This is a genomic window from Stenotrophomonas sp. 22385, from assembly GCF_052045085.1.
Classification (GTDB): Bacteria; Pseudomonadota; Gammaproteobacteria; order Xanthomonadales; family Xanthomonadaceae; genus Stenotrophomonas.
In genome coordinates this window covers 1-328 of record NZ_JBQEOG010000021.1, presented here as the reverse complement: position 1 = coordinate 328, position 328 = coordinate 1, and the positions used below count along the sequence as shown (strand labels likewise).

Genomic DNA, 328 nt, shown 5'->3' with positions numbered 1-328 from the left:
CCGCCGTCTCCGGCGAACAGGCCGGACTGCTGCCCCACGCCCTTGTAGCTGCCGTTGGCCTTGCTGGCGCTGGCATAGCCGCTGGCATCCCACGCGGTACCCAGCGATACCTGCACGCGACCACCCACCTGGCTGTCCTTGGACATGCTCTCGGCAACATCCTGCAGCGATTCGATGGTAAGCATTCCGCCGGTCTTGACGTCGATGCGGTCTGCGGTTGCGGTTGCACCGCGCAGGGTGGTGTCACCGTCTGCCTTCAGCGAGATGTTCTGGCCGGTGAGCGTGGTGTTCTGCCAGGTGCTGCTGTCGGAGTTGGACTTGCTGCTGC

1 protein-coding gene is annotated in these 328 nt (G+C 64.9%); it reads right to left on the bottom strand.

The window, feature by feature from the left end; translation table 11 throughout:
• On the bottom strand, nt 1-328 hold a 328-nt coding region (locus tag ACTJI4_RS18295), incomplete at both ends, for a hemagglutinin repeat-containing protein (RefSeq protein ID WP_440870152.1).